Annotated in this window: 26 protein-coding genes and 2 tRNA genes; 2 read left to right on the top strand and 26 right to left on the bottom strand. The window is 40.7% G+C overall.

The window, feature by feature from the left end; genetic code table 11:
* Positions 1 to 4: 4 nt before the first annotated feature.
* From HMPREF0850_RS08135 to gyrA, 9 genes are all read right to left on the bottom strand, one after another.
* Positions 5 to 1279, bottom strand: coding sequence for a DUF2130 domain-containing protein (locus tag HMPREF0850_RS08135; RefSeq protein ID WP_001002656.1), 1275 nt, complete (start codon positions 1277 to 1279; stop codon positions 5 to 7).
* Positions 1280 to 1373: 94 nt separating this feature from the next.
* Positions 1374 to 2654 (bottom strand): O-acetylhomoserine aminocarboxypropyltransferase/cysteine synthase family protein, encoded by a 1281-nt coding sequence (locus HMPREF0850_RS08130; RefSeq protein ID WP_000196379.1) that lies wholly within the window; start codon positions 2652 to 2654, stop codon positions 1374 to 1376.
* Positions 2655 to 2804: 150 nt separating this feature from the next.
* A complete protein-coding gene (locus tag HMPREF0850_RS08125; protein ID WP_000254769.1) occupies positions 2805 to 3602 on the bottom strand; it encodes a formate/nitrite transporter family protein in 798 nt (265 codons plus the stop codon).
* A gap of 125 nt (positions 3603 to 3727) precedes the next feature.
* Positions 3728 to 4075 (bottom strand): hypothetical protein, encoded by a 348-nt coding sequence (locus HMPREF0850_RS08120; protein ID WP_001008304.1) that lies wholly within the window; start codon positions 4073 to 4075, stop codon positions 3728 to 3730.
* A gap of 122 nt (positions 4076 to 4197) precedes the next feature.
* Positions 4198 to 4539, bottom strand: coding sequence for a hypothetical protein (locus HMPREF0850_RS08115; RefSeq protein WP_009013962.1), 342 nt, complete (start codon positions 4537 to 4539; stop codon positions 4198 to 4200).
* Positions 4540 to 4780: 241 nt separating this feature from the next.
* Complete coding sequence (locus HMPREF0850_RS08110; RefSeq protein ID WP_000359636.1) at positions 4781 to 5410, bottom strand: hypothetical protein; 630 nt, start codon at positions 5408 to 5410, stop codon at positions 4781 to 4783.
* Between the two features lie 26 nt (positions 5411 to 5436).
* A complete protein-coding gene (locus tag HMPREF0850_RS08105; RefSeq protein ID WP_000464498.1) occupies positions 5437 to 5853 on the bottom strand; it encodes a hypothetical protein in 417 nt (138 codons plus the stop codon).
* A 73-nt stretch (positions 5854 to 5926) separates the two neighbouring features.
* Positions 5927 to 6673 (bottom strand): class A sortase, encoded by a 747-nt coding sequence (locus tag HMPREF0850_RS08100; RefSeq protein ID WP_001290412.1) that lies wholly within the window; start codon positions 6671 to 6673, stop codon positions 5927 to 5929.
* On the bottom strand, positions 6673 to 9141 hold the full coding sequence (gene gyrA, locus HMPREF0850_RS08095; RefSeq protein WP_001153007.1) for a DNA gyrase subunit A: 2469 nt from the start codon (positions 9139 to 9141) through the stop codon (positions 6673 to 6675). The genes HMPREF0850_RS08100 and gyrA overlap by 1 nt, the downstream gene beginning before the upstream one ends.
* A 193-nt stretch (positions 9142 to 9334) precedes the next feature.
* On the opposite strand from gyrA, the gene HMPREF0850_RS08090 reads away from it, so the two are divergent.
* Positions 9335 to 10321 carry an L-lactate dehydrogenase gene (locus HMPREF0850_RS08090; protein WP_000204720.1) on the top strand — a complete coding sequence of 329 codons (987 nt, stop codon included), beginning with the start codon at positions 9335 to 9337 and terminating at the stop codon, positions 10319 to 10321.
* A gap of 141 nt (positions 10322 to 10462) precedes the next feature.
* On the opposite strand, the gene tnpA is transcribed toward HMPREF0850_RS08090, so the two are convergent.
* The 3 genes from tnpA to HMPREF0850_RS08075 all read right to left on the bottom strand — a co-directional run bounded on the left by tnpA (position 10463) and on the right by HMPREF0850_RS08075 (position 12424).
* A complete protein-coding gene (gene tnpA, locus HMPREF0850_RS08085; RefSeq protein WP_000057439.1) occupies positions 10463 to 10927 on the bottom strand; it encodes an IS200/IS605 family transposase in 465 nt (154 codons plus the stop codon).
* A gap of 277 nt (positions 10928 to 11204) precedes the next feature.
* A complete protein-coding gene (locus tag HMPREF0850_RS08080; RefSeq protein ID WP_001284636.1) occupies positions 11205 to 11480 on the bottom strand; it encodes an HU family DNA-binding protein in 276 nt (91 codons plus the stop codon).
* Between the two features lie 107 nt (positions 11481 to 11587).
* Positions 11588 to 12424, bottom strand: coding sequence for a DegV family protein (locus HMPREF0850_RS08075; protein WP_000195452.1), 837 nt, complete (start codon positions 12422 to 12424; stop codon positions 11588 to 11590).
* Positions 12425 to 12567: 143 nt separating this feature from the next.
* Between HMPREF0850_RS08075 and HMPREF0850_RS08070 the strand changes: the two genes are divergently transcribed.
* Positions 12568 to 13416, top strand: coding sequence for a YitT family protein (locus HMPREF0850_RS08070; RefSeq protein ID WP_000619966.1), 849 nt, complete (start codon positions 12568 to 12570; stop codon positions 13414 to 13416).
* Between the two features lie 22 nt (positions 13417 to 13438).
* Here the strand turns inward: HMPREF0850_RS08070 and HMPREF0850_RS08065 are convergent, their stop codons facing one another.
* The 14 genes from HMPREF0850_RS08065 to HMPREF0850_RS08000 form a co-directional block, all read right to left on the bottom strand.
* Positions 13439 to 14836, bottom strand: coding sequence for an APC family permease (locus HMPREF0850_RS08065; protein WP_001020288.1), 1398 nt, complete (start codon positions 14834 to 14836; stop codon positions 13439 to 13441).
* Positions 14837 to 14962: 126 nt separating this feature from the next.
* The gene (gene sufB / locus HMPREF0850_RS08060; RefSeq protein WP_000797063.1) at positions 14963 to 16375 is read right to left on the bottom strand and encodes a Fe-S cluster assembly protein SufB; all 1413 of its coding nucleotides are present in this window, start codon (positions 16373 to 16375) and stop codon (positions 14963 to 14965) included.
* Between the two features lie 35 nt (positions 16376 to 16410).
* Positions 16411 to 16851 (bottom strand): Fe-S cluster assembly sulfur transfer protein SufU, encoded by a 441-nt coding sequence (sufU, locus tag HMPREF0850_RS08055; RefSeq protein ID WP_001218503.1) that lies wholly within the window; start codon positions 16849 to 16851, stop codon positions 16411 to 16413.
* Complete coding sequence (locus tag HMPREF0850_RS08050; protein ID WP_000887699.1) at positions 16838 to 18064, bottom strand: cysteine desulfurase; 1227 nt, start codon at positions 18062 to 18064, stop codon at positions 16838 to 16840. Before HMPREF0850_RS08050 ends, sufU begins: the two co-directional genes overlap by 14 nt.
* Positions 18065 to 18074: 10 nt before the next feature.
* The gene (gene sufD, locus HMPREF0850_RS08045) at positions 18075 to 19337 is read right to left on the bottom strand and encodes a Fe-S cluster assembly protein SufD (RefSeq protein ID WP_000159852.1); all 1263 of its coding nucleotides are present in this window, start codon (positions 19335 to 19337) and stop codon (positions 18075 to 18077) included.
* A gap of 27 nt (positions 19338 to 19364) precedes the next feature.
* A complete protein-coding gene (gene sufC / locus HMPREF0850_RS08040; RefSeq protein ID WP_000114489.1) occupies positions 19365 to 20135 on the bottom strand; it encodes a Fe-S cluster assembly ATPase SufC in 771 nt (256 codons plus the stop codon).
* Positions 20136 to 20286: 151 nt separating this feature from the next.
* Entirely contained in the window at positions 20287 to 20481 is a 195-nt protein-coding gene (locus tag HMPREF0850_RS08035) for a DUF3272 family protein (protein WP_001081605.1), read from the bottom strand.
* A 27-nt stretch (positions 20482 to 20508) separates the two neighbouring features.
* Positions 20509 to 22167 (bottom strand): DNA polymerase III subunit gamma/tau, encoded by a 1659-nt coding sequence (gene dnaX / locus HMPREF0850_RS08030; protein WP_000283837.1) that lies wholly within the window; start codon positions 22165 to 22167, stop codon positions 20509 to 20511.
* Entirely contained in the window at positions 22167 to 22664 is a 498-nt protein-coding gene (locus HMPREF0850_RS08025) for a GAF domain-containing protein (protein WP_000887132.1), read from the bottom strand. The genes dnaX and HMPREF0850_RS08025 overlap by 1 nt, the downstream gene beginning before the upstream one ends.
* 81 nt (positions 22665 to 22745) lie before the next feature.
* Positions 22746 to 23948, bottom strand: a complete 1203-nt coding sequence (gene rpsA, locus HMPREF0850_RS08020) for a 30S ribosomal protein S1 (RefSeq protein WP_001001617.1) — start codon at positions 23946 to 23948, stop codon at positions 22746 to 22748.
* Positions 23949 to 24111: 163 nt separating this feature from the next.
* Positions 24112 to 24183, bottom strand: a tRNA-Gln gene (locus tag HMPREF0850_RS08015).
* Positions 24184 to 24191: 8 nt separating this feature from the next.
* Positions 24192 to 24272: transfer RNA gene (locus tag HMPREF0850_RS08010), tRNA-Tyr, on the bottom strand.
* Between the two features lie 49 nt (positions 24273 to 24321).
* Positions 24322 to 24552 carry a DUF2969 domain-containing protein gene (locus HMPREF0850_RS08005; RefSeq protein WP_000037107.1) on the bottom strand — a complete coding sequence of 77 codons (231 nt, stop codon included), beginning with the start codon at positions 24550 to 24552 and terminating at the stop codon, positions 24322 to 24324.
* Positions 24553 to 24664: 112 nt separating this feature from the next.
* Positions 24665 to 25702, bottom strand: a complete 1038-nt coding sequence (locus tag HMPREF0850_RS08000; RefSeq protein WP_332248999.1) for a branched-chain amino acid aminotransferase — start codon at positions 25700 to 25702, stop codon at positions 24665 to 24667.
* Between the last annotated feature and the right edge of the window lie 79 nt (positions 25703 to 25781).

Genomic DNA, 25781 nt, shown 5'->3' with positions numbered 1-25781 from the left:
TTTCTTACTCCCCCTTCAACGCTTCAAACTTCGCTTTCATGGTTGGATTTTTTCGGGTCAATTTTTTAACCGAAACATCTTCCAATTTGTTATTAGCGAGGCGGAGTTGGTTTTCGGATGTTGTCAGGAACTTCTTGACTTCTTCCATACGCCTAATTGCTTTATCAATTTCATCGATAGCTTTGCCAAAGTTGGTCGAAGCTGAGTTGTAGTTTTTGGCAAAAGCTACTTTGAAGGCATCTAAGTCTTCCTCAAAATGGGTAATATCGATATTCTGCTCACGAACAAGCGCTAACTCCTGCTTGTATTTAAGGGAATTAAGCGCCGCATTACGCAAGAGTCCAATCAACTGGATAAAGAATTGAGGACGAACCACATACATCTTTTCATACTCGTGACTGACGTCAACAATCCCTGTGTTAAAGTAATCGTTATCGGCCTCTAACATGGTCACCAAAACAGCATACTCACAGTTCTTCTCCCGACGGTCCTTGTCTAATTCTTTGTAAAAATCGGAATTCTTGTGCTTCTTCTCTGTTCCGTCCGCTTCATTCTTCATCTCAAACATGATGGAAATGAATTCTAGACAATTTTCATCAAAATCACGGAAGATAAAGTCGCCTTTAGACCCACGCGCAGAGACCTTGTTATCCTTCTCAAAGTAAGCATTTGGAAAGGCAAAACTTCGGACCTTGTTAAACTCACTCTCTGCATACTGTTCCAAACTTTCACCGATAGCTTTTGTAGATTGTTGAGCCTTGAAATTCTTGTAAAATTCTACCTGCTCACTGGCCGCCTTGAGCTGGGCTTCGTAATTTTGCTTGAGGGAAGCTAGAGATAACTCATTTTCCTTTTCTTGCAAGAGGAGCTGATTTTTAACCTGGTCCCGTTCTTTTTCAAGGTCAGAAAGGGTCTTTTGCAGTTGATTTTCATGCTCTAAACGCAAGGTAGCCAATTGATTTTCCAAGACCTGTACTTCCTTGTCCTTTGCTAATAAGGCCTGGTGGCTTGTCTGTTCAACCTCTTTCTTGGCAAGTTCTTTCTCCGTATCAAAGTTTTGGATTTGACTCTGCAATTGCGCAATTTCTTGATCCTTTTGAGCCAGTTTAGTCTGTTGTTCATTCATAGCCTTCTGCTCAGCCAAGGCCAGTTCCTGCTTCATGCGATCGTGCAATTCCTTATCAAACTCAGCCGTTCTCACTTGGGATAAAAGTTCGGCATACTGGCTCTCATTTACTGTAAAGACTTTCCCACAGTTGGGACATTTGATTTCGTTCATAACTTTCCTCTTTCTAGACTTCTGTGACCATTATATCATGCCTGAGGGAAAATCAAAAACAGCGAGTCGAAACCCACTGTTTATATCTGTTACTTTAAATTTTTTCCAAGGCCAAACGCAAATCTTCAATCAAATCCTCTACATTTTCAAGACCGATAGACAAGCGGATTTGGTTTGGTGTGACACCTGCTGCTTCTAGATCTTTTTCTGACAACTGACCGTGAGTGGTTGTCGCTGGATGGACAACAAGCGATTTGGCATCTGCTACGTTTGCAAGGTCAGAGAAGATTTCAAGATTATCAATCACCTTGCGGGCTTCTGTTTCTCCACCTTTGACATGGAAGGTAAAGATTGAACCTACACCTTTAGGAAGGTATTTCTCAGCCAAGGCATGATATGGACTGTCTGTTAGTTTAGGATAGTTGACTTTCTCAACCTTAGGATGGTTAACAAGAAAATCAACGATTTTCTCTGTGTTTTGAATATGGCGTTCTACACGAAGCGAAAGCGTTTCGAGTCCTTGGAGTAATAGGAAAGCATTAAATGGAGACAAGGCTGCACCTGTATCACGAAGCAATTGAACACGAACAGCGATGATAAAGGCTGCTGCACCAACATCACGAGTATAGCTCAAGTTGTGGTAGCTAGGATCTTCCTCTACAAATTGAGGAAATTTCCCTGAAGCTTCCCAATCAAAACGACCACTATCCACTATAACACCGCCAATAGTCGTACCATGACCACCGATGAACTTAGTTGCTGAGTGAACAGCAATATCTACACCGTGAGAGAAGACATTGATCAGGTAAGGAGTTGCAAAAGTATTGTCAGAAACAAGTGGAATTTGATGTTTATGAGCAATCTCTGCCAATTTTTCCAGGTCAGGAATGTTAATCAAGGGGTTGCCCAAGGTTTCAATCAAGACAAGCTTAGTATTGTCACCGATAGCTGCTTCTACTTCCTCCAAATTATCTACATCTACAAATGTTGTTGTGATCCCATAACGAGGAAGGGTTTCTTTCAAGAGGTTGAAGGTCCCACCGTAAATAGTTGACGCAGCCACAACATGGTCACCAGCGTGAGCAAGCGCCAAAATAGTGTAGGTTACAGCAGCCATACCTGATGCTGTCGCTAGTGCTCCAACACCACCTTCAAGAGCAGCGATTCTTTCCTCAAAGGCTGCTGTTGTAGGATTGGTGATACGAGTATAGATATTGCCTGGTTTTCTCAAGGCAAACAGATCCGCCCCTTCCTGCGTGTCATCAAATACAAAGGATGTTGTCTGATAAATCGGCACTGCACGAGACTTGGTAGCTGGATCAACCACCTGCCCAGCATGTAATTGTAGAGTTTCAAATTTAAATTCACGAGTCATTTCACGACCTCCAAATAGCTTCATTACGGATATTGTATCATCTTGGGCCAGTCTTTACCAATACCGTTTTTCTATATTTTGATATAAGGAACAACTATGACTAGTATTACACCTCAAACAAAAAAGCACGATTGACTCGTGCTCATTTCTTTAATCGACATAAGTATCTTCGTTTTTATTGAGGAAGGCGTATGGTAAGCCCATCAAGAGGCCTCCTCCAATGAAGTTCCCAATAAAGGTCACACCCCAGTGACGAAGGATATTAGGAATGTCAAAGTTAGCAATAGAATCTGCAGCAACACTGAACTTAACAATCGCAAATGACGCAAAGTTCGCAGCAATGTGTTCGTTTGTTAAGAATACAAACATGTAAATTGCTGATAAAACAAGCCAAAGTTTGGCTCCACCGTCTTTCACCAAAACGAATGAAAGAATGGCAATATTTACAAAAATATTTGCTAAAATACCTTCAAGCAAGACTAGCTCATTGGAACGGCTTAACTTCATCTCTACAACCCCTGAGATGAAACTATCATGAGTCAGATTTGCATAGGCTGCTGAGTGAGCAAAGCCCCAACCTGCTATCAAAGCTCCTATGATGTTGAACAAGGTACAGTAAAGTAAAATCTCAGCTGTTTTTTTCCAAGAGATTTTTTTCAAGAAACTACCCGCAGTCAAAAACATCATGTTGGAAGTTACCAACTCAGCATTTAAGAAAACAATGTAAGCCAATCCCCAAGCAAAAACGAATGGGAAGAGGAAACGTCCACTACCGGGTGCAATTTTATTAATCAAATCAGCACCAACTGCACCCGCAGCTGTACTAAATGTTAGAAAGGCACCTGCAAACATGGAACGAATCGCATATTTGAATTTACTTTGACTATAAAGACTTTCTTTCTTCTTACAAGCAAATTCAATCTTTGAGATAAATTCTGAAGAGACCATAAAAAACTCCTAAAACTTTTATTTGTGAATATTATAACATAAAGCACGCATTTTGAAAAGCCTTTCTTGTATACGTTTTCTACAAAGAAAATCAAGGCATTGGGGGAATTCCATAAATCTCTCCTTTACCCATTAACAGAAAAACATTTCAATGTTTCAAATTGATCATCCAAAAATTCAAACTCAAATAGGTGCCAGTCATCGAAGGTTTGCTCACAATAACTAACTATTCCTTGATTGTAGTCAATGATAGGTTTCCCCAGCTTGTTCTTCACATCTTCCTCGCTGACTTCTCCATACATTTCCTTAAGATCAGCTAGCATGAAGTTGATAATTCTATTGAGATTTTCCTGATAATTTTTTGATAACAGTTCAACTTTATCTATAAAGTCACAATCAGGCTCTTCGTCCCAAACAAAGGTCACTCCCTCATGCTCATAAGTGTATTGCTGTAAACTCTCATCAAAATTCATTGTTCACTCTCCAAATCATTATCATTTACTAAAAATTTATTAACATTAATCAAAATGTTCAAATGCTTTCATAAAAACGTCTTCCACACACGCGTATGATAAAATAACAACACTTGCAATGATTAGAAGATATCATCATAATGTTCACTCGCTTGTTGCACAAACTCGAAAATATTCAAAGATATGGGTTTCATTTCCAGTGAACCTAATGCCCCCAAATCATTCATATAAATAGTGTCGTCAGAATCTTTCTTTATAAAAAAAGCGACATCCCCATCTTGTCCAATCAGGAAAAAATCAGGTTCCCACTCTTCTATTTGGTAGGTGGAGTTTCTTTCTAGCAAATCTAACCTCGAATATAAGGTAATACCTGTATTCTCTATGACAAAGTCTCCTGCTTTGTCGATTTTGCTCAAGAATTCTGCGTATAGGTTTGGAAGTACCAAGTCAATCTGATTATTCATTATCAACTCCTCATCTATTTTTCCTACTGCGAAAGCTCTATACCTCATCTTCACCTAGTTCTCTAAAATGTGGAATATGGTATCCAAAATAACACTTCCCCGATTTTCCTATGAAGATTCCATGTCCAGCCATATTGGTAATTTCTCCCAAGAATATCATACGATAGATCTTTCAACCTACTGACCAGCTTCCTCTCACATTGAAAAAATACCATTAAAGCTGAATGATCATCTTACATTATCAAATTTTATAGTTTTCGATTTCTTCTCTACTCATACCTACAAGTTCTGTCGTCCACAATCCTACAATGTCTGACAAGACTGGATCGCAGGTATACTCTTCTTCCCCATCGATATACTTACAGGAAAATACAGGCTCCCTTGTCGCTGCTCGGTAAAATGTCATGGCTACTTCTTCTAGTTTTTCAGAGTTGAAATCAAGTGATAGTTTTTGATCCATATTTCCTCGTATCTGATCCCAATCTTCCTGCTTAATCTGATAGCTTTCTCGTATTTTAGACACATAACCTTTACAAAATGCTTTCAATAAGTCTGTGTTCTGATAAAGATACCGACAATTAAAATCCGAAATACAACCTGCATGAAGTAGGAATGTCAGTAAGTCATCCAGACTTTCTGCTACTCTCCCCACTTGACCCTCACTTCCGATAAAGCCTATGCTATTATCTTCGAGAAAAACATATTCGCCCCCACTACCGTCTTGAGCAAATGCCCTACAGGCAAGAGAGTATTCCTCATTGTTCCCTGAAAACTGGACTTCACTTACATTGTCATAAAAATAAATATCACACTCGATCATCAGTAAGGCCCTTAACTGTTCATTTTGTCTGACTTCTTGTAGTTTATCCATGATCATTCCTTTCTTAAACTAAACACTTATCCATCTATTACAATTCTAATATGGTAGTTTTTAGTTTCATTCTTTAGATTCTTCACAAGGAGATCATTCTGTTTTGATTTGCCACAGAAAAACGATAGGGGCTTTCTGTCTTTCTGTTCAATACACACATGATACCTTGCCCCATTCAATTTGATACTTTGAACACATTTGACATCAATCCTTCTGATGTCATTCAGAGGGATGATTCGCTTTGAAAACACATAGGCATTATGGATATAAAACCTGCCTTTGGCGATATGAAATGGGGAGAAAAAGTTTCCACCACTACGACGGACAATTATAAAACGACGCCAAAGGATTAGTAAAAGAATAGCTGCCAATAAATAAATGGAAAAACTAAAGACAGGATTTTTCCACAACGTTTTCATTCCAATCCAAAGATATTCGAACATGCATTATTCTCCTTTGACCGACGGTTCTATCTGACAAAAACCAGTGAAAAATACAATTCACTGGTTTTTGAGGTTAATAACGTTGTTTATATGGCTGATTAAAGGCGCTTAGGATATCATCAGATGTTTCAGAATAAGCTTTAACTTCTTTAAAATCACCTTTAACAATAATCCGCTCTGTCGCATTATAGTCCACACAAGTTACCAGCGTAATCTCCTTAACTCCTTCACGATCCTCGATTTCATCTACCCGATCGGGGGTTACGTGCTTCACTTCACGAATCTCATAGGTGTATACTTTATCTTTATCAGTCAGATAGATTTTCATCCCCGCTTTGGCATTGACCAAAGGTGAGAAGAGCATTTGACTTGCATTTTCAGCAGTAAAGATATGGTGACTAGCTAGAGAATAGTTGCCTTCCCCCATTTTCTGATTTGCTTTCATGGTTCCTGCTCCGTAGAACAAGTTTACATTATCCAAACCTTTAAAAATAGGCAGGTTAATCTCTACTTCAGGAATGGCAATCCCTCCGATAACTGGAAGTTGCTGAGCATCCCACTGGGCAGCTAACACCGCTTCCGATGAAATGGATTTGACAGAATCAAAATCGAAATTTCCCTCTGTCTCTTTATTTTCCTCAATCCTTTCCTTAGTCACCTGACTGACTTGATATTTATTGGTATTCCAAACCATAAAGATATCACGAATTTGAGCATTAAAAATCAAGACCAAGGACAAGAGGATGAGAAAGACTGCTAAGATATTGGTCAGCAGATTCCTGCGTTTCTTTTTTTTCTTTTTACTATCTTTTTCAGACATTATACTTCACTCTCTGTTTCAATTTCAGTCCTAACTTCTTCTTTTTCTGCTGCAGCAACCGTTGTAAAGGTCACAATCTTGGCATCTTGGTCTAGACGCATCACCTTAACTCCCATCGTTGAGCGTCCTGTTTGTGAAATATTGGCAACATTTGTTCGAATCATGACACCTGTATCCGTGATAATCATCAGGTCTTCATCCCCTTTAACAGTGAGGAGACCTGCAAGAGGACCATTCTTCTCAGCAACATTGGCTGTCTTCATCCCTTTACCACCACGACATTTAGTAGGATATTCAGTAGCAAGTGTACGTTTACCGTATCCTTTTTCAGTGATGATAAGGACCTCATCCTGGTCAGTAATAACACTTGCGCCAACTACTGTATCACCTTCACGAAGATTGACCCCTCGAACACCAGTCGCGATACGGCTCATGCCACGAACGGCTGACTGATTAAAGCGAACAGCATAACCAAACTTAGTACCAATGATAATATCTGTGTCTTCTTCTGTCAATAGAACATTAATCAATTCGTCCTCATCCTTAAGATTCAAAGCCTTGAGTCCATTTTGACGAATATTGGCAAATTCTTTGACGCTGGTTCTCTTCACGATTCCGTGACGAGTTGTAAAGAAGAGATAGGCATCATCACTACGTTCAGACTCAACGTTGATAATGGTCTGAATGCTCTCACCCTCGTCCAACTTCAAAAGATTGACAACCGGCAATCCTTTGGCTGTACGACCATATTCAGGGATTTCATAACCTTTTAGTCGGTATACTCGTCCTTTATTGGTAAAGAAGAGCAAATGATCATGGGTGCTGGTTGACACCAACTCACGCACAAAGTCATCATCCTTAACTCCCGTACCTTGGACTCCACGACCACCACGTTTTTGAGCAGTGAACTCACCTTGGTCCAGACGTTTGATGTAGCCCTTATTAGAAAGGGTAATCAAAACATCTGTCTCTTCAATCAAGTCCTCATCTTCAAGGGTTAAGACCTCTCCGACCATCAACTCGGTACGACGTTTGTCACCAAACTTGCGTTTGACTTCGTCCAATTCCTCTTTGATGATTTGAGCCACGCGCTCAGGCTTGACAAGAATATCTGCCAAATCTGCAATCAAGGCAATCAATTCATCATACTCTGACTGAATCTTATCTCGTTCCAATCCTGTCAAACGACGAAGACGCATATCAAGGATAGCCTGACTTTGACGTTCAGAAAGCCTGAACTTGCTCATCAACTCAGCTTGCGCTTCCGCATCCGTTTCACTAGCACGGATGATACGAATCACTTCATCAATATGGTCAAGTGCGATTAAAAGACCTTCTAAGATGTGCGCACGCGCTTCTGCTTTTTCCTTGTCAAAACGGGTACGGCGAACAACCACTTCTTTTTGGTGCTCGATATAAGCATCCAAGATTTGACGAAGGGACAAGATCTTCGGTACGCCATTCTGAATCGCCAACATATTGAAACCAAAATTGGTTTGCATCTGGGTCATCTTGAAGAGGTTGTTAAGGATAACATTCGCAGACGCATCGCGTTTGACCTCTATCACAAAGCGAACCCCTTCACGGTTGGACTCATCACGTACTGCTGTAATGCCCTCAAGACGTTTTTCCTGAACCAAACGAACAATATGTTCATGCACCTTAGTTTTATTGACCATGTAAGGAAATTCCGTTACAACAATCCGTTCGCGACCCGTCTTAGTGGTTTCAATCTCTGTACGAGAACGAAGAACAATCGATCCTTTACCAGTCTCATATGCCTTATGAATACCTGATTTCCCCATGACAAGAGCACCAGTTGGAAAATCTGGACCGGGCAAGACTTCCATCAAGTCCTTAGTCGTCACTTCAGGATTATCCATAACCAACTTCACTGCATCAATGGTTTCACCCAAGTTGTGAGGTGGAATGTTGGTAGCCATCCCTACGGCAATCCCAGTTGCCCCATTGACCAAAAGGTTTGGAAAACGAGCTGGCAAGACCAAGGGCTCACGTTCGTTAGCATCGTAGTTGTCTACGAAATCAACTGTGTTTTTATTGATATCACGAAGCATTTCAAGAGCAATCTTGCTCATACGTGCCTCAGTGTAACGCTGTGCGGCAGCACCGTCTCCATCCATGGAACCAAAGTTTCCATGCCCATCGACAAGCATGTAACGGTAGCTCCACCACTGAGCCATACGAACCATGGCTTCATAAATAGATGAATCCCCGTGTGGGTGGTATTTACCCATAACATCCCCTGTAATACGGGCTGATTTTTTATGAGGTTTGTCTGGTGTAACACCTAATTCATTCATTCCGTAAAGAATACGACGGTGAACAGGTTTTAAGCCATCTCGAACATCAGGAAGGGCCCGCGCTACGATAACACTCATGGCGTAATCGATAAAGCTGGTCTTCATCTCCTTTGTCAGATTGACATTCACTAAATTTTTATCCTGCATTAATAAATGCCTCATTTCACTATTAGTAATTAGATATATTATACCATAAAATGTCCTTTATTTCAGGCTTCTGAAACTACTAAAACGTTTACATCGATAACCGAATAGAATATTCGTGACAAAGCTTTTTAAAAGTGATAGAATGAAAGTGTCTGGGGATTCCCCTAAAAAAAATGAAGGAGATGTTTAGATAATGACTTCAACTAAACAACACAAAAAAGTGATCCTTGTTGGTGACGGTGCCGTGGGTTCATCTTACGCTTTCGCACTTGTTAACCAAGGAATTGCACAAGAGCTTGGAATTATCGAAATTCCACAATTACACGAAAAAGCTGTTGGTGATGCGCTTGACCTTAGCCACGCCCTTGCCTTCACTTCACCTAAAAAAATCTACGCTGCTCAATACTCTGACTGTGCAGACGCTGACCTTGTTGTTATCACTGCAGGTGCTCCTCAAAAACCAGGTGAAACTCGCCTTGACCTTGTAGGTAAAAACTTGGCTATCAACAAATCAATCGTAACACAAGTTGTTGAATCAGGTTTTGATGGTATCTTCCTTGTTGCGGCTAACCCAGTTGACGTTTTGACTTACTCAACTTGGAAATTCTCTGGATTTCCTAAAGAACGCGTTATCGGTTCAGGTACTTCACTTGACTCAGCACGTTTCCGTCAAGCACTTGCTGAAAAATTGGATGTTGATGCTCGTTCAGTTCACGCCTACATCATGGGTGAACACGGAGATTCTGAATTTGCCGTTTGGTCACACGCCAACATCGCTGGTGTAAACCTTGAAGAATTCCTTAAAGACACTCAAAACGTTCAAGAAGCTGAATTGATTGAATTGTTCGAAGGTGTTCGTGATGCTGCCTACACAATCATCAACAAAAAAGGAGCTACATACTATGGTATCGCCGTAGCGCTTGCTCGTATCACAAAAGCAATCCTTGATGACGAAAATGCAGTACTTCCACTTTCTGTATTCCAAGAAGGTCAATACGGAGTTGAAAACGTCTTTATCGGTCAACCAGCTGTCGTTGGTGCACACGGTATCGTTCGTCCAGTAAACATCCCATTGAACGATGCGGAAACTCAAAAAATGCAAGCATCTGCTAAAGAATTGCAAGCAATCATTGATGAAGCATGGAAAAATCCTGAGTTCCAAGCAGCTTCTAAAAACTAATCATAACCACCCGTCTAACGGGTGGTTTGCACCAGGGCTATAAGCCCAAATTACCAGCCAGCGTCTAAAGGCGCTGGCTTTCACGTTGTTCAAGCCTCATTGCTCTTGACTCGTCACTTACCTCTTAAAGAGGCTTTAGTATTACTTACCACTATCCCTAAAGAGATCCTCATATTCTTTTACACTTAATTTATCTAGTGCTATATCATGCTTTTCCTGTTCTTGAATATATTTCTTAATTGTGGCTTCATTAAGCCCTACTGTACTTACATAATAACCTTCTGCCCAGAAATGCCGATTCCCAAACTTGTACTTGAGGTTGGCGTGTTTGTCAAACATCATGAGTGCACTTTTACCTTTTAAATACCCCATGAAACTTGAAACACTTATCCTCGGTGGAATACTGACTAACATATGTACATGGTCTGGCATTAAGTGACCTTCGATAATCTCAACACCTTTATAACTACATAATCGATGGAATATTTCTCCCAAACTGCTTCGATATTGATTATAAATTACTTTTCGTCTATACTTAGGGGTGAACACAATGTGATATTTACACATCCACTTTGTGTGTGATAAACTATGTGCCTTTTGTGCCATATTTTTCTCCTTTCGCTTTACAATTGGCTTGAACACCTTTATTGTATCGCGTTTGGAGTTTTTTTGGGTATAAACTTCGACGCGCACCCGCATAGCGGGTGGTTTATTTGTCTCGCACCTTGCGGTGCGAGACGGACTAATAGTCACATAACAATTAAAATAAGGTTCTCATTTCATGGGAACCTTTTTCTTTTTGCCCCAAAAATACCCCAAAGCAACAAAAAAAGCCTGTCGCACAAGCTAGAAAGCTTGATACAATAGGCTTTTTGAAAATTCATTATTTAACAGCGTCTTTAAGAGCTTTACCAGCTTTGAATGCTGGAACTTTAGAAGCTGCGATTTTGATTTCTTTACCAGTTTGTGGGTTGCGACCTTTACGTGCTGCACGCTCACGAACTTCAAAGTTACCGAAACCAATCAATTGAACTTTTTCACCAGCTGCAAGGTATTCAGTTACTGCTGCAAATACAGCGTCAACTGCTGCTGCTGAATCTTTCTTAGTCAATTCTGTAGCTTCCGCTACTTTAGCGATCAAATCTTGTTTGTTTGCCATGTTAATAATTCCTCCAAATAATTTCTAATTAACAAATATAATCATATCCTAAAATTGCCCACAGGTCAAGTCAAAAACGCTATTTCTAACGATTTTTCTCTATTTTTTTAGGAATGATATCGAACCAAGACAGCCCACGCATTTTCACCTGTATGGGTTTGAATGATGGAGCCTGTTTCCAGTACTGAGATTGGTTTTTCAACATAAGTTTGTAAAACATTCTTCATCTCATTGGCCCATTCATTGGTACCAGCGTAGGAAATTCCAATTTCCGCAACGGATTTATGAGAAAGGGTCTCGGCCAACTCGTCAAGCCATTTTTTAAATGTCTTAGCACCGCGCCCCTTTACAATAGGTTGCAGTTCATGATCCTTCATCTGCATAACAACTCGGATATTCAAAAGAGAGCTTAGCAAACCTGTCACACGTCCGATACGTCCACCCTTAACTAGGTTTTCTAATGTCGAAACACCGATATAAAGTTCGGTATGATTTTTCACATCTTCCACACGTGCCAAGATAGTTTCTAAATCTTTGCCTTCTTGGGCAAGTTTAGCAGCTTCAACAACTTGAAACTTCATAGCTTGGTCAGTAAAAGAACTATCAATAACGGTCACATCAGCAGTTGAGAGACTTGCTCCTTGGCGAGCAGCTTCAACAGTTCCAGACAAGGCATGGGACATGTGAATAGCGAGTATCTGACTGCCGTCTTTACCTAGTTCTTCAAAAACTTCAGCAAATACTCCCACTGGAGGCTGACTGGTTTTGGGCAGGTTTTTACTTTGCTGCATAAGATGAAGGAATTCCCCTTCTTTCAAATCTGCATCAGAATAAAGGATACCATCAATCATCACAGATAAAGGAACAACGGTGATATTTAATTCTTTAACCACTTCTGGTTCAATAGTAACAGAGGAATCCGTTACAATTTTTACTTGTGTCATATCTTCAATCTTTCTATTCTTCTCAATAAGATAGGGATTTATCACTTTTATTATATCAAAAAATTGTTAAAAAATCATGATGAATCCAATGAAAAAGCTTGGAATTTTGGTATAATCTATCTATAGAAAAGCGAGGAAGAGTCATGATCCGAAAAGTCCAGCCTATTATCACTATCATACTTGGGGCAGCTATTTATGCCTTTGGTCTTACCTACTTTGTAGTTCCTCATCATTTGTTTGAAGGCGGAGCAACTGGTATCACATTGATTACCTTCTATCTCTTTAAAATTCCTGTCTCAGTGATGAATCTCTTGATTAACATCCCTCTCTTTATCCTCGCTTGGAAGATATTTGGTCCGAAAACTCTCTACTCCAGCCTTTTGGGAACCATTTCCCTCTCGATCTGGCTTGCTGTCTTTGAACGAATTCCTTTACAATTTGACTTGCAAGGTGATCTCATTATTGTCTCTTTAGTTTCTGGTGTTTTACTGGGAGTTGGTTTAGGAATTATCTTTAATGCTGGTGGTACAACAGGTGGATCAGATATTGTTGCTCGCATCCTCAACAAATACACCAATATTTCAATTGGAAAATTGCTTTTTGGGATTGACTTTTTTATCCTGATGTTAATTTTGATCATCTTCCAGGACCTTCGTCTGGTTACCTATACCCTCTTATTTGACTTTATCATCGCTCGTGTTATCGACCTGATCGGTGAAGGAGGTTATGCTGGTAAAGGATTTATGATTATAACTCAATTTCCAGATCGGTTAGCCGAAAAAATTAACGATGAACTCGGACGCGGCGTAACCTTTATATCTGGTCAAGGTTACTACAGCAAAAAGGATTTAAAAATTATCTACTGTATCGTCGGTCGAAATGAAATCGTTAAAATGAAGGATGTGATTCACCAAGTCGATCCTCAAGCCTTTATCACCATCACAGAGGCTCATGAAATTCTGGGGGAAGGATTTACTTATGTAAAAGATTAAAAAAGCTGGGAATTCCCAGCTTTTATTCTTCTTCAGAAAGTGTAGAGTGACGATAGCCATAAGTAAAGTAAATCACTAGTCCAACCAACAAAGCAAGTCCAAAGGCAATCCATGTTTCCTTGGTATACTGAAGCATAAAGGAAAGACAGATAAGAATGGAAAGGATTGGCAAAAGCGGCACTAAAGGAGTTTTGAATTCTCCTTCTTTTGGCATGCCCTTATCCTTTCTGAGCTTGATAATACCGTAGGCTAGCAAAATGAGATAAGCTAGCGTACAGATATTTAAAAAGGCAGCGATACTGGCTAGCGGAAAGACTCCTGCTGCAATGGCTGAAGCAACTCCTGTTAAGATGGTCGCATTTTTAGGAACGCGACTGGTCTTGCTTAATTGTTTGAAGCTTTGAGGTAAAAGTCCATCACGTGCTAAGCTATAAATCATCCGAGACAGAGCGTAGGTCATGGAAATACATACGGTTATCAGGGTTAGAATGGCCACCAATGAAACGTAGTTGGCTGCCCAGCCAATTCCGATACTACGCAATGAAAAGGCCACTGCATCGTCCACATTGAGTTGGCTATAGTGAACAATCCCAGTCAATACTATTGTTACCAAGGCATAGAGAATGGTGACAATTGTCAGAGAAAGCACAATTCCGCGAGGAATATTTTTTTGCGGACTTTGAATTTCATCAACTGCCATGGAAATCGACTCAAAACCGAGAAAACCGAAGAACATCAAAGAGGCTCCTGCCATAACCCCGGTACTTCCTCCATAAAGCTGACCAAAACCAAAAGGAGCAAGATTCGACCAATTTTCTGGCTTGATGTACCAAATACCAACTAGGATAAATAAGGCAAGAGCAGAGAATTTCAAAACTACTAAAAGCGAATTAAAGCGTAAGGCTGCCTTGGAATTTAATAAAACCAATCCTGTTACCAAAGCAAGCACCAAAATAGGTAAAAGGTCGATATAGGTACCTTGTTCAGGGTTAAAGGTGCCATTCAAGGCTTGGGGCATGGAAATACCATAATTACTGAGTAAGCCCTTAAAGTAAGCTGCCCAACCAGACGCCACACCTGAAACAGCTGTCATAAATTCCATGATGGTCAACCAACCAGCAATCCATGCTGGTAATTCTCCTAAAATCGCATAGAGATAACTATAAGCGCCACCAGTTGCAGGCACACGCGAGGCAAATTCTGCAAAAAAGAGAGCTGATAGAGAAACACACAGGGCAGAAATCACGATGGAAACCACTAGTGATGGACCAGCTAGTGTAGCTGCCGCTGTTCCTGTAATGGTGAAAATCCCCGTCCCTACCATGGCACCGATCCCTAATAGAATCAAATCCCATAATTTCAAATGGCGATGCATTTCCGTTCGTCCCAGACTAACATCCTTGGTTCTAAAAATATTCATACTTCATCTCCACTAAATATAGTTGTTTTATTTTACCATATAAAAGCATTTTTGTGAATATTTATTAGGTTCTTTTTTGAAAAAAATTCTGAACAGGAAGACTTCCTGTTCAGATTTTGCATATTCTTACCCAACAGACCCTTCCATTTCATAGCTAATCAAGCGGTTCAGCTCAACTGCGTATTCCATTGGTAGTTCTTTGGTGAAGGGCTCTACAAATCCCATAACGATCATCTCAGTAGCCTCAGATTCTGACAAACCACGACTCATGAGGTAGTAGAGTTGTTCCTCTGAAATCTTAGATACCTTGGCTTCGTGTTCCAAAGCAACTTGCGAGTTGTGAATTTCATTAAATGGAATAGTATCTGACGCTGATAAGTCATCCATGATAATCGTATCACACTCGATGTGAGAAACAGATTTCTTAGAGTTCTTGTTAAAGGTCACTTGTCCACGGTAGTCAACCTTTCCTCCACCTTTAGCGATGGATTTAGAAACGATAGACGAGCTTGTATGTGGAGCGTTGTGGATCATCTTAGCACCAGTATCCTGGTGTTGACCAACATTGGCAAAAGCAATCGAAAGCATGGTACCACGCGCCCCTTCTCCATCTAGGTAAACAGATGGGTATTTCATGGTTGTTTTGGCACCCAAGTTACCATCAATCCACTCAACAGTCGCATCTTTCAAAGCTTTAGCACGTTTTGTTACCAAGTTATAGACATTATCAGACCAGTTTTGGATGGTTGTATAACGCATATAAGCTCCGTCCAAGGCAAAGATTTCTACAATGGCCGCATGTAAGCTATTGCTTGAATAAGTTGGCGCTGTACATCCTTCTACGTAGTGGACACTTGCTCCCTCGTCAACGATAATCAAGGTACGTTCGAACTGACCTGTATTTTCGTTGTTGATACGGAAATAAGTTTGAAGCGGAATGTCTACCTTGACTCCTTTTGGTACATAGATAAAGGTTCCACCAGACCATACTGCTGAGTTAAGGGCTGCCAACTTGTTATCAGTCGGCGGTACCAACTTAGCAAAGTATTGTTTAAACAAGTCTGGGTATTCCTTGAGGGCAGAATCCGTATCTGTAAAGATAATACCTAACTTCTCAAATTCTTCTTTCATGTTATGATAAACCACTTCCGACTCGTACTGGGCAGAGGCTCCTGCTAGATAAGCACGTTCAGCTTCTGGAATCCCGATACGTTCAAAGGTTTCTTTAATCTTTTCAGGTACATCATCCCAAGAACGGGCTGGTTTGTCAGATGGTTTTTGGTAGTAGATCAAATCATCAAAGTCAATCTCTGACAAGTCTGCTCCCCATGTTTGCATAGGCATTTTCTTGAAGGTTTCATAAGATTTCAAACGGAATTCTAGCATCCACTCAGGTTCACCCTTGGCAGCTGATAGTTCACGAATAACACCTTCGTTGAGTCCTTTTCCTGTCGATAGGACAGGCTCTACATCATCATGGAAACCAAATTTATATTCACCAAGATCAATTGGTTTTGGTTCTACTCTTTCTTCAGCCATAATATCCTTTCTTTCATTATATATTTCTATGTTTCTTATTTATCTTCTTGATTTTCAATTGTCTTCTTAAGAGCGTTCCAAGCTAGGGTTACACACTTGATTCGTTGAGGGAATTTGGCAACACCTGACAAGAAGGCTGCATCGCCTAGTTGATCTTGGCGGTCATCTTTTTGTCCTTGAACCATTTCAGAAAAAATGGTCGCAAGTTCTAAAATTTCTTGCTTGGTCTTCCCTAAAACGGCATCTGTCATCATACTAGCAGAGGCAGTTGAAATCGTGCATCCTGAATTTAGAAAAGCAATATCTTCCAAACGATTTTCTGCATCAAACTTGACAGATAGGTTGATGACATCCCCACAGGTTGGATTATTGAGACTAATCTGCTCAGCATCTTCCAGCTTCCCTTGGTGATGTGGATTTTTCGAATGGTCCGTTACCACTGCCATATAAAGGCTATCTAGTTTAGAAAGTGCCATTGAAAAACTCCTTTGTCTTTTGTAGGGCATCGATCAACTTGTCGCAATCTGCCTTGGTATTGTAGATATAAAAACTTGCACGAGCTGTTGCAGGGACTTCCAAATACTGAAGCAAGGGTTGCGCACAGTGGTGACCTGCACGAACTGCTACTCCTTCATAATCCAGAGCCGTCGCAAGATCGTGAGGATGAAGATCTCCTAAGTTAAAGGCAATAACACCTGAACGTTGAGCCAAGTCCTGAGAACCATAAATAGTCAATCCTTCAATGGCCTGCAGTTTTGGAAATACGTATGAGATTAATTCCTGTTCATGGGCTTCAATCGCATCCATACCAAGATTTTCAAGATAATCCACTGCTGCAGCAAGTCCGATAGCACCTGCCATATTTGGCGTTCCAGCCTCAAATTTCCAAGGCAATTCCTTCCAACTAGCAGATTGCTCATAGACGAAATCAATCATCTCGCCGCCAAATTCTACGGGTGACATTTGTTCCAGATACTTTTCTTTACCATAAAGAACACCGATACCAGTCGGACCAGTCATCTTGTGACCTGAAAAGGCAAAGAAGTCCACATCCAAATCCTGGACATCAATCTTCATATGTGGTGTAGATTGAGCACCATCCACCACCATGATAGCTCCAACTTGGTGGGCTAATTGGGTGATTTCTTTGATCGGATTGACCACACCAAGAACATTTGAAGCATGAGCTAGGGAGACAAACTTAACTTTATCAGTCAATTTAGCTCGCAAGTCATCCATATCCAGAGCTCCGTCCTTGAGATAGACATAGACAAGTTCTGCTCCAGCCTTGCGACAGGCCTCCTGCCAAGGAATGATATTGGAATGGTGTTCCATTACTGAAATCAAGACTTGGTCTCCCTCAGTCAGAATTTCCTCAGCAAAGCGTGCCACCCAGTTAAGGCTGGTTGTCGTTCCTCTGGTAAAGAGAACTTCCTTTGTAGAGCCTGCATTGATAAACTTACGAATGGTTTCACGAGCAGCTTCATAAGAAGCTGTCGCACGCTCTGCCAAGGTATGAACACCACGGTGAACATTGGCATTGTCCTGCTCATAGTAGCGGTTGATTGTTTCCAGAACTGCTAGTGGTTTTTGTGTCGTCGCAGCATTGTCCAGATAGACCAGAGGTTCATCGTTGACAATCTGGTCTAAAATTGGAAAATCCTTACGAATCGCTTCTACATCTAACATAGGCTTCCCCTTAGCGTTTTGACAATTTTTCTTCTATAGTTGCAATCATTTCGTCACGAACTTCTTTGACTGGAATCTCAACAATAACGGAACCAAGGAAACCACGAACAACCAAACGCTCAGCTGTCGCCTTATCCAAACCACGGCTCATGAGGTAGTACATATCTTCTGGATCCACCTGCCCGATAGAAGCCGCGTGACCTGCAGTTACGTCATTTTCATCAATCAAAAGAATTGGGTTGGCATCTGAACGTGCTTGGTCTGAAAGCATGAGAACACGGCTCTCTTGTTGCGCATCTGCTCCCTTAGCACCCTTGATAATGTGGCCAATACCGTTGAAAGTCAAAGTTGCTTTTTCAAGAATAACCCCATGTTGGAGGATATTTCCGATTGAGTTACATCCGTAGTTAGTCACTCGAGTATCAATCCCTTGAATCTGACGGCCACTTGATAAGGCGACAACCTTAAGATCAGCATGGCTACCATTTCCAATCAAGTCACTATCAAAGTCCGCAACGACATTTCCTTCGTTCATGACACCGATTGCCCAGTCAATGCTTGCATCGTTGCCAAGTTTACCACGACGGCTAATGTAGGCAGTGACATTTTCACCTAAACGGTCAATAGCAGCAAATTTCACTTGCGCACCAGAACGAGCAATCACTTCTACAGTAATATTAGCAGTTGCCTTAGCACTACCTTCACCTCGTGACTCTAAACGTTCAAGATAACTAATCTTGCTGTTTTTACCAGCGATGATGAGGATATGCTTGTTAAATGGCACATCGCTATCGCTATCTTGGTAGAAAATTCCTTCGATAGGCTCTGTGATTTCTACGTTATCTGGAATATAGAGAACAGCACCACTGTTAAAGTAAGCTGTATGGTAGGCTGCCAACTTGTCGTCATCATACTTAACTGATGACATGAAGAATTCCTCGATAAGCTCTGGAATTTCTTCTAAAGCTGAGTGAAAGTCTGTAAAGACTACTCCTTGTTCAGCTAACTCAACTGGAGTTTGCTCAAAAACAGTTTGGGTTCCTACTTGCACCAATTTCAAGTGATTGTCTAGAGCTGTAAAATCTGGAACATTTGCTGATGGTTCGCTTTCTGTAATCGTACCATCTCCCAGATTCCAACGGTGGAATTTGACACGCTCAATAACTGGTAATTCCAAACTCTCAATCTTATCAAAAGCCTTTTGACGGAGGTCTGACAACCAGCTTGGTTCAGCGTGCATTTCTGAAAAAAGTTTAATAGTTTCTTTAGTCATTTACTTCTCCTAAAAGATACGAGGAAATTACAATTCTTCCTTGTAGTCGTAGCCAAGTTCTTCAGCTAGTTTTGCGTATCCTTCACGTTCCAAACGGGCTGCCAATTCTGGACCTCCAGAAAGGACAACACGACCTTCCATCATCACGTGTACCACGTCTGGTGTGATGTAGTTCAAAAGACGTTGGTAGTGAGTGATGATCATAGCACCAAAGCCTTCACCACGCATAGCATTGACACCTTTCGATACAACTTTAAGGGCGTCAATATCAAGACCTGAGTCAATCTCATCCAAAAGGGCAAATGTTGGTTCCAACATCAAGAGTTGAAGAATTTCATTACGTTTTTTCTCACCACCAGAGAAACCTTCGTTGAGGTAGCGCTCAGCCATTTCTTCTTTCATGTTGAGCAATTCCATTTTCTCGTCTAGTTTAGTGATAAACTCACGAACTGAAATCTTCTCGTCATCTTCTTTACCAGCATTCATAGCTGCACGAAGAAACTCAGCATTGGTAATTCCTGGAATTTCTGATGGGTACTGCATGGCAAGGAAAAGTCCCATACGCGCGCGTTCGTCCACTTCCAATTCAAGGATGTTTACGCCATCAAACAAGACTTCACCTTTGGTAACTTCGTAGTTAGGATTCCCCATGATAGCGGCAGAAAGAGTTGATTTACCAGTACCATTTGGTCCCATGATAGCTGCGATTTCTCCTGTTTTCAGAGTCAGATTGACTCCTTTCAAAATTTCTTTTCCTTCAATCTCAACGTGAAGATCTTTGATCTCTAATACTGACATGATAATTCCTTTCTTTTTCAAACATTTTGCTCAATACTTTAGGAAATTGCTTACAATCCCTAAAAAATAGGACAAAAGGTCAATAAATATACTCTACTAGTATAACAAAAAAAAGCCTAAAAGGCTTTGATTTTGTCTAGAAGCTGGGGGGCTAATCCTTGCGGTTTAAGTGTTGATCAATAGCATCTACGATTTTTCCCATCACGTAACTTAATCTAAAATTTCGAAAGAGTAGAATGGCCCAAAAGGCTGCCATAACGTAGCGACCAGTCATCAAAGATTCATTGAAAAAATAAGTCTCAGCAGCCGTGAATAATGCTATTATGATAAATTGTTGTCTATTCATAGGATTATTGTACCATGAAATCCACTTTTAGTCTTCTTCGACCATGACTTTATCAGCCAGAAATTCGAATCCTTCTGGAATCAGGCTCTCTTCTTCAACCTCTTGCTCGACTTGAGAAGACTTGTTTTTAGCTGAAAATGCTGCTCGAACCCCTTTCCATTCCTCTAGGGAAATAGCCAGAATTTCAGGTGAAAATCCAGCAGCTTGGCTAAGAATATTGCCAAACATGGTATTGAGATTGTCCCTTTTCATGGTTTGCCCAGCATTGAAATTAGACTCAAAGGCTAAAATAGCATGGTGTTCATTGGCCGCAACTGGTTGAGAACCTACGAGAAGAGCTTTATCAGGTCCAGCTAAGCTTTCGATCACTTCTCCCCATGCATTCTGGAGGCGAATCAAGTTTTGTCGCGCTAAATCAGGATTTTCGACAGCTTCTTGCAGGATAGACTGAACTTTATTACGATCTACTCGATAGACAGTCTTAGAAGTGGCTGGACGACTAGGAACTGGCGCAACTTGTTTAGGAGCTGTGCCCACATTGGCAAGTTCTTGTTTGAGACGGGCGACTTCCTGTCTCAGTGCAGAAATTTCACTTTCAACAGCTCCTGAAAGCGCTGGCTCAGGCTTAATCTCAGCTAAACGAATGGTCATCATCTCAGCATAAATCTTGGGTTGCAAGCTAGCCTTCATATCTGCTAAACTCACTGTCGCTAGATGAATCATTTCAAAGAGACTTTCCTGGGAAAGAGCTAGATTGTCCATAAAAACTGAACTATGATGAGTATTTTCGCCACCTGTCTGAACAACCAGTAGATCACGCAAATACTGCAAGAGATCCGTCACAAAACGAGTCATGCTCTTGCCATTTTCAAACAAAAGATTCAAAGAATCAAGCGCTTTTGGAACATCCTGCTGGGACAAGGCAGCTACATAATCATCAAGTGCTGATAAACTAATAGTACCTGTAATCTCCTCAGAGATGGCAGTCGTGAGCTCATTCCCTTGCGTCAAACTCAAGGCTTGATCCAAAATAGACAAGGCATCCCTCATCCCACCTTCAGCCCGTCTAGCGATAATTTCCACAGCCTCTGGTTCAGAACTGATATTTTCTTTTTCTAAAATATGATGAATATGTTCCTTGATATCTTGCGTTCTAATCGATTTAAACTCAAAACGTTGGACACGCGATAAAATGGTTGCTGGAATCTTGTGCAATTCGGTGGTCGCCAAGATAAAGACAACATTCTGAGTTGGTTCTTCCAAAGTCTTCAAAAGCGCATTAAAGGCTCCTGTAGACAGCATATGAACCTCGTCGATAATGTAGACCTTATAACGTGCCAAACTAGGTGCATAGGTGGATTTATCACGAATTTCACGGATTTCATCAACTCCATTATTTGAAGCCGCATCCATTTCAATAACATCTTCTAGGCTACCTTCTGTCACTGCCTGACAGATATAGCAGTGATTACATGGTTCTCCATCCACTTGGTTTGGACAGTTCATGGCCTTGGCAAAAATCTTGGCTACGCTGGTTTTCCCAGTCCCACGAGGGCCTGAAAAAAGATAAGCGTGACTAATCTTTTCCTGCTCAACCGCTTGTTTTAGGGTTTTAGCCACAACCTCTTGACCTACCAGTTGTGAAAAAGTCTGGCTTCTATATTTTCGATAAAGTGCTTGATACATTAGGCTTTCTCCTCAAACATCGTAAAGTCCCATTCTGTCTTCTCAAGCAAAATAGCGACAAATTGTTCCAAGTAATCGCGGTCAACGGCATTGTAATCATCAATAAGTGAAGAATCCAGGTCTAAGACACCCAGCAATTGACCATTCTTGAGCATGGGAACCACGATTTCACTCTTGGCCATACTATCACAAGAAATGTAGTTTGGATAGGTGCTCACGTCCCCTACTAAAACAGTCTCTTGAAACTCAGCAGCTTCTCCACACACGCCTTTTCCAAGCGGAATGCGAATGCAAGAAACACCACCCTGAAAAGGCCCTAAAACCAACTCGCTTCCATCAAACAGATAAAATCCTGCAAATACAGTATTCGGAAAGCGAGATTTTAGGAGGGCACTAACATTAGAAAGATTGGCAAGAACGTTGCTCTCACCTTCAAGTAAAGAAGAGAGTTCCTCGTTTAACAATTGATATTGTGATTGTTTTTCTGAATCTAACATAGAACTATTATATCAAAAATGGGAAAGAGACAAAAGAAAAATCCCTTGTTTTAAACAAAGGATTTTGTGATTATCAATTGATTAAAGTTCGATATCACCGAACAAGTCAGCCATTGAGAATCCTGTTTGTGTTTCTGGAAGTTCGAAATCACGTTTTTCTTGACGTTTTGGACGACGTGGACGAGCAGCACGTTTTTCTTCTTTTTGTCCTTCTTCTTGAGCTGGACGCTCTTCAAGAGCTTTGATAGAAAGTGATACACGTTCTGCGTCAGCGTTAACATCAAGGACTTTAACAGTAACTTCTTGACCAACAGTAAGAGCTTCTTTTGGATTTTCGATACGTTTGTGTGAAATTTGTGATACGTGAACAAGTCCATCGATACCTGGCAATACTTCAACAAATGCACCGAAGTCAGTCAAACGTTTAACTGTTCCTTCTACTACATCACCTTTAGCCAATTTTTGCTCAACGCCATCCCATGGTCCAGGTGTTGTTGCTTTAAGTGAAAGTGATACGCGTCCTTCTTCTTCGTTAAGATCAAGGATCTTCACTTCAATTTCTTCACCAACAGTTACAACTGATTTAGGTGATACGTTACGTTCGTGTGACAATTCAGTCAAGTGAACCAATCCATCAACACCACCAAGGTCGATGAAAGCACCAAAGCTAGTGATACGAGCAACTTTACCAGTTACGACATCACCAACAGCCAATTTACCGAATACTTCAGCACGAGCCGCTGCAGTAGCTGCTTCAACAACTTCACGACGTGAAAGGATGAAGCGGTTTTCTTTAGGATCAACTTCTTTGATTTTAGCATCAAATTCTTGACCTACGAAACGCTCAGTGTTACGTACGAAACGAGTATCCAACATTGAAGCTGGGATAAATCCACGAACACCTTCAAATTCTACTGAAAGTCCACCTTTAACGGCACGAGTTCCTTTAACAGTAACAACTTCTTCTTCGCGTCCTACAAGTTTGTCCCATGCTTTGCGAGCTTCAAGGCGTTTTTTAGATACAAGGTATGTAACTGTATCAGTATCTTTACCAACTACTTGACGAAGTACAAGAACATCCAATACTTCTCCTACTTTCACAAAGTCATTGATATCTGCATCGCGATCGTTTGTCAATTCGCGGAGAGTCAAGACACCTTCAACACCAGTCCCAGAGATTGCAACGTTAGCTTGAGTCGCATCAACTGTCAATACTTCAGCACTAACAACATCACCAGGCTCAACTTGGCTAACGCTATTTAGCAAATCTTCAAATTCGTTCATCTAAAAAATCCTCCAACAATCAAGTTTTTTCAAAAACTTGACATACTTATAATTTTTTCCTAAGCACCCGCAAAGACATGTTCATATCGTTCACGTCTTTCAATTATAAAAATAAAATACCCTAAGATATTTTTCTTTTTATCTTGAATTTATTACCTAAGAACTGGGGTAGCTGGATTCGAACCAACGCATGAGGGAGTCAAAGTCCCTTGCCTTACCGCTTGGCTATACCCCATTGATGAATGGAGAGAGAGGGATTCGAACCCCCGAACCCGAAGGAGCGGATTTACAGTCCGCCGCGTTTAGCCTCTTCGCTATCTCTCCAATGTTTAACGAGAACTATTATATCATGAAATTTTCAATAAAACAAGTATTATTTTGTCAAATTATAGTTTTCAATCAAAATTTCCACAGCTTTTTCAAGTTTTTTATAAAAACTATCGACATTTCCATTCTTTATGATGGCAAATTGGCTATCTAATTCGGCAATTTCCCCAATAACCTTTTTCCCGATCGTCAAAACGTATCCTTCATAGCTGTCTTTTCCAACAGTCACTTTTGCATCCGTTAATTGAATTTCAATTTTCTTATCTTTTTTACTCATACTCTACCTCTTTTCACTTTTTCTATTGTACAAGAAAATGCTCAAACTAGCAAGAAAAAACTCCATTTCAGCCATTACAACTGCTACGGAGTTCTTCTTTACTTCATGACTTTTAGTCTACTTTGACACTCCATCCTTCAGGCGCTTCTACATCACCAAATTGGATACCGGTCAATTCATCATAAAGTTTACGTGTCACAGGACCTACTTCTGTTTCGCTATAGAAAACATGGAAATCATCGCCATGTTGGATGCCTCCAATTGGAGAAATGACCGCTGCTGTACCACAAGCTCCTGCCTCTACAAAACGCTCCAAATTATCAATCGGAACATCACCTTCGATCGGTGTCAAGCCCAAGCGGTGTTCAGCCAAGTACAGCAATGAGTACTTGGTAATAGATGGTAAGATAGATGGGCTTAATGGCGTTACAAATTCGTTGTTCGCTGTAATTCCAAAGAAGTTGGCTGATCCGACTTCTTCAATCTTTGTATGTGTAGATGGGTCTAGGTAGATAACGTCAGAAAAGTTGTGAGACTTGGCCATTTTACCTGGAAGGAGACTAGCAGCATAGTTCCCACCTACCTTGGCCGCACCTGTACCATTTGGAGCTGCACGGTCGTATTCATCCTGAATCAAGAAATTTGTTGGAACCAATCCACCCTTAAAGTAATTTCCAACTGGCATAGCAAAAATGGTGAAAATATACTCTTCTGCTGGTTTAACCCCGATAATATCCCCAACACCAATCAAAAGTGGACGAAGATAAAGGGTGCCACCTGTTCCATACGGTGGGACGTATTCTTCATTTGCACGCACAACTGCTTTACAAGCTTCTACAAACATTTCTATCGGAACTTGTGGCATCAAGAGACGGTCGCAGGTACGTTGCAGACGCTTGGCATTTTCGTCAGGACGGAACAGTTGAATACTGCCATCTTTAGTACGGTAGGCTTTTAATCCCTCAAATGCTTGCTGTCCATAATGGAGACTTGGAGAAGACTCTGAAATATGCAAGGTTGCATCCTCTGTCAATTCTCCTTGATCCCATTGACCATTTTTGTAGTGAGCGATATAACGGTAAGGTAATTTCATATAAGAAAATCCAAGGTTTTCCCAATCAATTGCAACTGTCATGTGTTTCTCCTTTATACTATTCAAACTATGTGTTCTATTCTACACTTTTCTAGTAAAATTTCAAGTATTATTTGTAATTTTCTGAAAATTTTTT

Origin of the sequence: Streptococcus sp. M143, from assembly GCF_000162495.1 — a bacterium.
GTDB classification, from domain to species: Bacteria; Bacillota; Bacilli; order Lactobacillales; family Streptococcaceae; genus Streptococcus; species Streptococcus dentisani.
The sequence above is the reverse complement of the archived record's forward strand: the minus strand, read 5'-3'. Positions and strand labels throughout refer to the sequence as shown.